Genomic DNA, 6,071 nt, shown 5'->3' on the forward strand with positions numbered 1-6,071 from the left:
CACCGCAGCACGAGTCCACGGACTCGTGCTGCGGGTGGTGCGGGACCCGGCTCAGTCCGAAGAGGTCACCCAGGAGGTGTTCCTCGAGGTCTGGCGCCAGTCCAGTCGGTACGACGCCGAGCGCGGCAGTGCCCTGGCCTGGCTGATGACCATCGCCCACCGCAAGGCGGTCGACCGGGTCCGCAGCGCGGAGGCTGCCAGCCGGCGGGACGAGAAGTACGAACAGCGCAACCACACACCCGAGCACGACACCACGGCCGAAGCCGCCCACGCCTCCTTCGAGGCACACCGGGTACGGGCGGCCCTGGCCCACCTGACCGAAGTCCAGCGCGAAGCGATCGAGCTGGCCTACTTCGGCGGCTACACCCACACCGAAGTGGCCGCTCTGCTCGACCTACCGGTCGGGACCGCAAAAACCCGGATCCGCGACGGCCTCATCAGGCTCCGCGACACCATCGGAGTAGGACGATGACCGATTACCAGCCCACGAGCGGAGGAGACGACGTGCACGCACTTTCCGGCGCCTACGCCGTCGACGCCCTCGAGCCCGACGAGCGTGCCCGCTTCGAAGCCCACCTCCGCCAGTGCGCGGACTGCCGCGACGAGGTCGACAGCCTCCGTGAGGCAGCTGCGGTCCTCGGCACCGACGACGTGGCTCCGCCCGCCGCGCTCCGCGACCGCCTCCTCTCCGACATCACGAACATCCGTCCGCTCCCTCCGCTGCCCGTCGCACCGGTGGTCCAGCTCGACAGCCGCCGCCGTCTCGGTGCGCGGGTCCCGTTGCTCGTTGCCGCGGCCGCCGTACTCATCGCCGGTGTGGGTGGCGCGATCGTCCGACCCTGGGCCGACGAGACACAGCCCGATCTCGGACCGCCCACCGCCGAGCAGGTCCTGGCCGCAGCTGACGCCACGAGCGTCGAGAAGCGCTTCCCCGACGGAGCCGAGGCCACGGTCGTCGTGTCCCGCTCGCTCCACGGCGCCGTGATCCAGACCGAGAACATGCGCGCCGCCCCGACCGGCAAGGACTACCAGCTCTGGCTGCAGACCCCTGCCGGGGTGATGGAGCCGGCCGGCCTGATGCCGGACCTCCGTGACGCCACCGTGCTGCTCGACGGTGACCCCGCGGATGCAGTGGGCGTCGGGATCACCGTCGAGCCCGACGGCGGCTCCGAACGCCCGACCAGCGAACCCATCGCAGTCTTCGCACTGGATTCGTGATGGACCAGCAACGACCACGGCGCCTCGCCGTGGTGGGTTCCGGCATTGCCGGACTCACCGCCGCCTACGTCGCCTCACGCTCCCACCAGGGTCAGGCAGGCGTCCACGTGACCCTGCTCGAGGCAGACACCCGCCTCGGCGGCCACGCCGACACGCACCGGGTGACCGACCCCACCGGCCGCGAGCTCGCGATCGACAGCGGCTTCATCGTCCACAACCGTCGTACCTATCCGGTGCTGATCCGGATCTTCGACGAGCTGGGCGTGCCGACCCAGGCCTCCGAGATGTCGATGTCGATCAGCGACGAGGGGACCGGCCTGGAATGGGCCGGCGCCCTCGGCCGACGCGGGCTGTTCCCGGACGGTGCCGGCAACCAGAGGCACCCGCGCTACCTGAAGATGCTCGGCGAGATCCCGCGCTTCCACCGCCAGGCGCGGCGCCTGCTGGACCGCCAGGACGACCCGTCGCGACCGACCGGGGACCTGACCACGCTCGCCGAATTCCTCGACCAGGGCCGGTTCTCGCCGTACTTCCGTCGCCACTTCATGGAGCCCCTCGTGGCAGCCGTGTGGTCGTGCGACCCCGACACCGCACGGGACTACCCGGCGGCGTACCTGTTCGCCTTCCTCCAGCACCACGGCATGTTGCAGGTGTTCGGGTCGCCCACCTGGCGCACCGTCACCGGAGGTTCGCGGGCGTACGTCGACCGGCTGGCCGCCGCGGTCCGTGCGACGGGCGGCGACATCCGCACCGGGACGCCCGTCGTGGCCGTCCGCGAGACGCCGCACGGGGTCGAGGTCACCACCACCGGCGCCGGTCGTGAGGAGTACGACGCCGTCGTGCTCGCCACGCACCCGCACCAGGCGCTGACGATGCTGGACGACCCGACGCCACTGCAACGCGAGCTCCTCGACGCGCTCCCCTACGTCCACAACACGGCGCTGCTGCACACGGACACGAGCGTGATGCCCGCTGCGCGCGATGCATGGGCGTCGTGGAACTTCCGCCGCCCGACGACCGCGAACGACAGCGTGCAGGTGACCTATGACCTGACCCGCCTGCAGCGGCTCGACACCGCGACGCACTACCTGGTCACCCTCGGTGGCGAGGACGTCGTGGACCCGGCGACCGTGCTGGTCCGCCGCGAGTACGAGCACCCGCTCTACACGCCGACCTCCGTCGCGGCTCGGTCCCGGTTGCCCGAGATCGACTCGGACCGGCTGGTCTTCGCCGGGGCGTACCACGGGTGGGGGTTCCACGAGGACGGTGCGCGGTCGGGGTTGCGGGCCGTCGAGCGGCTTGGGTTGTCCTGGCCGGAGGTTTCGAGGCTCGCTGGCGCTCGCACCTCAACCACCGGTGGGCTCGCTGGCGCTCGCACCTCAACCACCGGGGTTGCGTCGCTGGTTGAGGTGCGAGGAGCGTCAGCGACGAGCCTCGAGACCAAGGCGCCCGCGACGTCGTACGACACCGTCCTGGTCCACAAGCGCCGCGAGCCCCTCAGGAACAGCTTCCGGCTGAAGTCCCACCTGTACGTCGTCGACCTCGACCAGGTCTCGGAACGAGGGAGCATCGACGGCGCGCACGGCCGCTTCCTGGGCCGGGACCACTTCGACGGCGACACCGTGTCGGTGCGCGAGGGGCTGGACCGCTTCCTCGCCCGACACGACCTCGACCTGCGGGCCGGCCGCGCGCTGATGGCAAGTCAGCCCCGTGCGTTCGGACACTGTTTCAATCCGATCTCGGTCCACTGGTGCTGGGCCGATGAGCATGGAAACGGTCGGCCCGCAGCCACCGTCGTCGAGGTGCACAACACGTACGGCGACCGGCACGCCTACCTGCTCGACACCGACGAGGACGGCCGCGGCCGCGTGGACAAGGCGATGTACGTGTCGCCGTTCCACGGCACCGACGGCCACTACGACGTGCTCGCGCCCCCGCCCGACCCGGTCACCGGGGCTCTCCGGCTCGGGATCACCCTGCACACCGACGCCGGGTCCCGGTTCGACGCCGGCCTCACCGGTGAGCCGGGGGTCGCTCCGTTGCTGCCGCTGTCCGGCCTGCGTGGGGCCGCCCTGATCCGGGTGCACGGCATCGCGCTGTGGGCGCGTCGGGTTCCCGTCCATCCGCGACCGCTGCACGAGCCCGATCCCGCTCCGACCGAGGAAGGCGTTCTCCGATGACCCAGACCACCGCTCCCCAGCTCCTGGCGTGGCCGGACCTCGACCCTGCTCCGAGTGGAGGCTTCTCGGCCCGGATCGCCCGGCGCCTGTTCCGCTCGGCCGTCTCCCGGCTCGACGTGACGGTGCACCTGCACCGCGGCGACGGGACGATCGAGCAGCTGGGCCGCGGCGGTCCCGCGATCGTCGTACGACGTCCGGACGAGTTCTTCGCACGCCTGGGCCGTGACCAGCTGATCGGGTTCGGCGAGGCGTACATGACGGGCGCGTGGTGCGAGGACGGCACGCCCGGCGACGGCGTCCTCGGGGACTTCCTCACCGTGCTGGCGGCGGAGCTGCCGTCGCTGGTGCCGCCGAGCCTGCAGCGGCTGCGCTCGCTGGTCGTCACCAGGATTCCCCGCACCCAGCGCGGCACCCGCGAGAACACGCAGAGCAATGTCGCGCACCACTACGACCTGTCCAACGACCTGTTCGCGGCGTTCCTCGACCCGACGCTCTCCTACTCCAGCGCACTGTTCGAGGACCCGGCCACGGCAACGGCCGAGCACCACGTCGAGGCCCAGCACCGCAAGATCGACCGGCTGCTCGACCAGGCCGGCGTCACCCAGGGCACCCGGCTCCTCGAGATCGGCACCGGTTGGGGCGAGCTGGCGATCCGCGCCGCCGCCCGGGGTGCGCTGGTCCGGAGCATCACGCTGTCGGTCGAGCAGCAGGCCCTGGCGCGCGAGCGGATCGCCGCCGCCGGGCACGCCCACGACGTGCAGGTCGACCTGTGCGACTACCGCGCGCTGCTCGACGAGCCCGCCGGTGCGTACGACGCCGTGGTGTCGGTGGAGATGATCGAGGCCGTCGGCTGGCAGTACTGGCCGACGTACTTCAGCACCCTTGACCACGTGCTCGCCCCCGGAGGACGCGTCGCGATCCAGGCGATCACGATGCCCCACGACCGGATGCTCGCGACCCGCTCGACCCACACCTTCATCACCAAGTACATCTTCCCCGGCGGTGCCCTGCCGTCGGTCCAGGCGATCGAGGAGACCGTCGCGAGGCACACCCGGTTGCGGGTCGTCGACACGTTGCCGATCGGCGCGCACTACGCCCGGACCCTGCAGCTGTGGGACGACGCGTTCGTCGCGTCCCGGCAGGCCGTGGCCGACCTGGGGTTCGACGAGACCTTCGGCCGGATGTGGCACTTCTACCTCGAGTACTGCCGCGCGGGCTTCGCCGCCGGCTACATCGACGACCACCAGCTCACCTTCGCTCGGGAGGCGTGATGAGCACCGTGACCACCACCGGAAATACCCAGCGGGAGGCGATGCCGGGGGGCGTCGCCTCCCGGCTGGCCGAAGCGCTTCGCCCGTTCATCGGCGGTGATCTGCCCGTGCGCCTCATCGCATGGGACGGCTCTGCGGCCGGGCCCGAGGAGGGCCCGGTCGTCGAGCTGCGTTCTCCCGACGCCCTGCGGCGCCTGCTCTGGCACCCGGGCGAGCTCGGTGCGGCGCAGGCCTACGTCACCGGCGAGCTCGAGGTCCACGGTGATCTCGACGCCGCCCTGACCCACGCCTTCGCGGTCGCCGCCGAACGCGGTCTCAGCGGGAAGCGTCCGTCGCTGAAGGCGATCGCGGGCGCGATCCGGACCGCCATCGGACTGGACCTGCTCGGTCGCCCACCCGCACCACCCGCCACCCAGGCCCAGCTGGGTGGGCGCCTGCACAGCAAGGGGCGCGACCGGAAGGCGATCAGCCACCACTACGACACGACCGCCGAGTTCTACTCGCTGATCCTCGACGAGCAGACGATGGCCTACTCCAGCGGCTACCACCCCTCGCCCGCCGCGTCCCTCGAGGAAGCGCAGAACGCCAAGCTGGACCTGGTCTGCCGCAAGCTCGGCCTCGAGCCCGGCATGCGCCTGCTCGACGTCGGCTGTGGCTGGGGCTCGCTGTCCCTGCACGCGGCCGAGCAGTTCGGTGCGCGCGTGGTCGGCGTGACCATCTCGGCGGAGCAGAAGCGCTTCGCCGAAGCGGCAGCCCGCCGCCGGGGCCTGTCGGACCGCGTCGAGTTCCAGCTCTGCGACTACCGCGACGCCGTACCCCTGCCGGGTGCGGAGTACGACGCCGTCGCCTCCCTGGAGATGGGCGAGCACGTCGGCGAGAAGAACTACCCGACGTACGCGAAGGTGCTCCACGACGCCGTACGACCGGGTGGGCGGGTGCTCGTGCAGCAGATGTCGCGCACCGGCCGCTGGCCCGGCGGCGGTCCGTTCATCGAGTCCTTCATCGCGCCGGACATGTACATGCGGCCGGTCGGTGCAACGGTCGCGCTGCTCGAGGAAGCAGGCCTGGAGATGCGTGACGTGCAGGCCCTGCGCGAGCACTACGTGCTGACCGTCGCGGGCTGGCTGGACCGCTTCGAGGCCAATGTCGATGCCATCACCGCCCTCGTCGGCGAGGAGCTCGTGCGCGTGTGGCGGCTCTACCTCGTGGGCGGCTCGATGGCGTTCCGCGACGGCCGGATGGGCGTCGACCAGATGCTCATGGTGCGTCCCGGCGCGGACCACTCGCTGCCCTGGACGCGGAGCTGGTGATGGCCGACCCGGTACAGGTGGCCCTGTCCCTCGGTACGGCGGTCCTGGCCGCCGTGGCCGTGATGACCGTGACAGCGCTCGTTGCGCGTCGC

5 protein-coding genes are annotated in these 6,071 nt (G+C 71.3%); all 5 read left to right on the top strand.

Annotated elements, in window-relative coordinates:
* Positions 1-472, top strand: a 472-nt coding sequence (gene sigK / locus ACOADB_RS24565; protein ID WP_378605031.1) for an ECF RNA polymerase sigma factor SigK, incomplete at its 5' end; no start/stop codon positions are given.
* Positions 469-1,218 (top strand): anti-sigma factor, encoded by a 750-nt coding sequence (locus ACOADB_RS24570; protein ID WP_378605034.1) that lies wholly within the window; start codon positions 469-471, stop codon positions 1,216-1,218. The genes sigK and ACOADB_RS24570, both read left to right, overlap by 4 nt.
* The gene (locus ACOADB_RS24575) at positions 1,218-3,398 is read left to right on the top strand and encodes an FAD-dependent oxidoreductase (protein WP_378605037.1); all 2,181 of its coding nucleotides are present in this window, start codon (positions 1,218-1,220) and stop codon (positions 3,396-3,398) included. The genes ACOADB_RS24570 and ACOADB_RS24575 overlap by 1 nt, the downstream gene beginning before the upstream one ends.
* Entirely contained in the window at positions 3,395-4,669 is a 1,275-nt protein-coding gene (locus ACOADB_RS24580; RefSeq protein WP_378605040.1) for a class I SAM-dependent methyltransferase, read from the top strand. The genes ACOADB_RS24575 and ACOADB_RS24580 overlap by 4 nt, the downstream gene beginning before the upstream one ends.
* Positions 4,669-5,979, top strand: a complete 1,311-nt coding sequence (locus ACOADB_RS24585; protein WP_378605043.1) for a class I SAM-dependent methyltransferase — start codon at positions 4,669-4,671, stop codon at positions 5,977-5,979. Before ACOADB_RS24580 ends, ACOADB_RS24585 begins: the two co-directional genes overlap by 1 nt.
* Positions 5,980-6,071 lie beyond the last annotated feature (92 nt).

This window comes from Nocardioides sp. CPCC 206348, from assembly GCF_048654705.1.
Lineage (GTDB): Bacteria > Actinomycetota > Actinomycetes > Propionibacteriales > Nocardioidaceae > Nocardioides.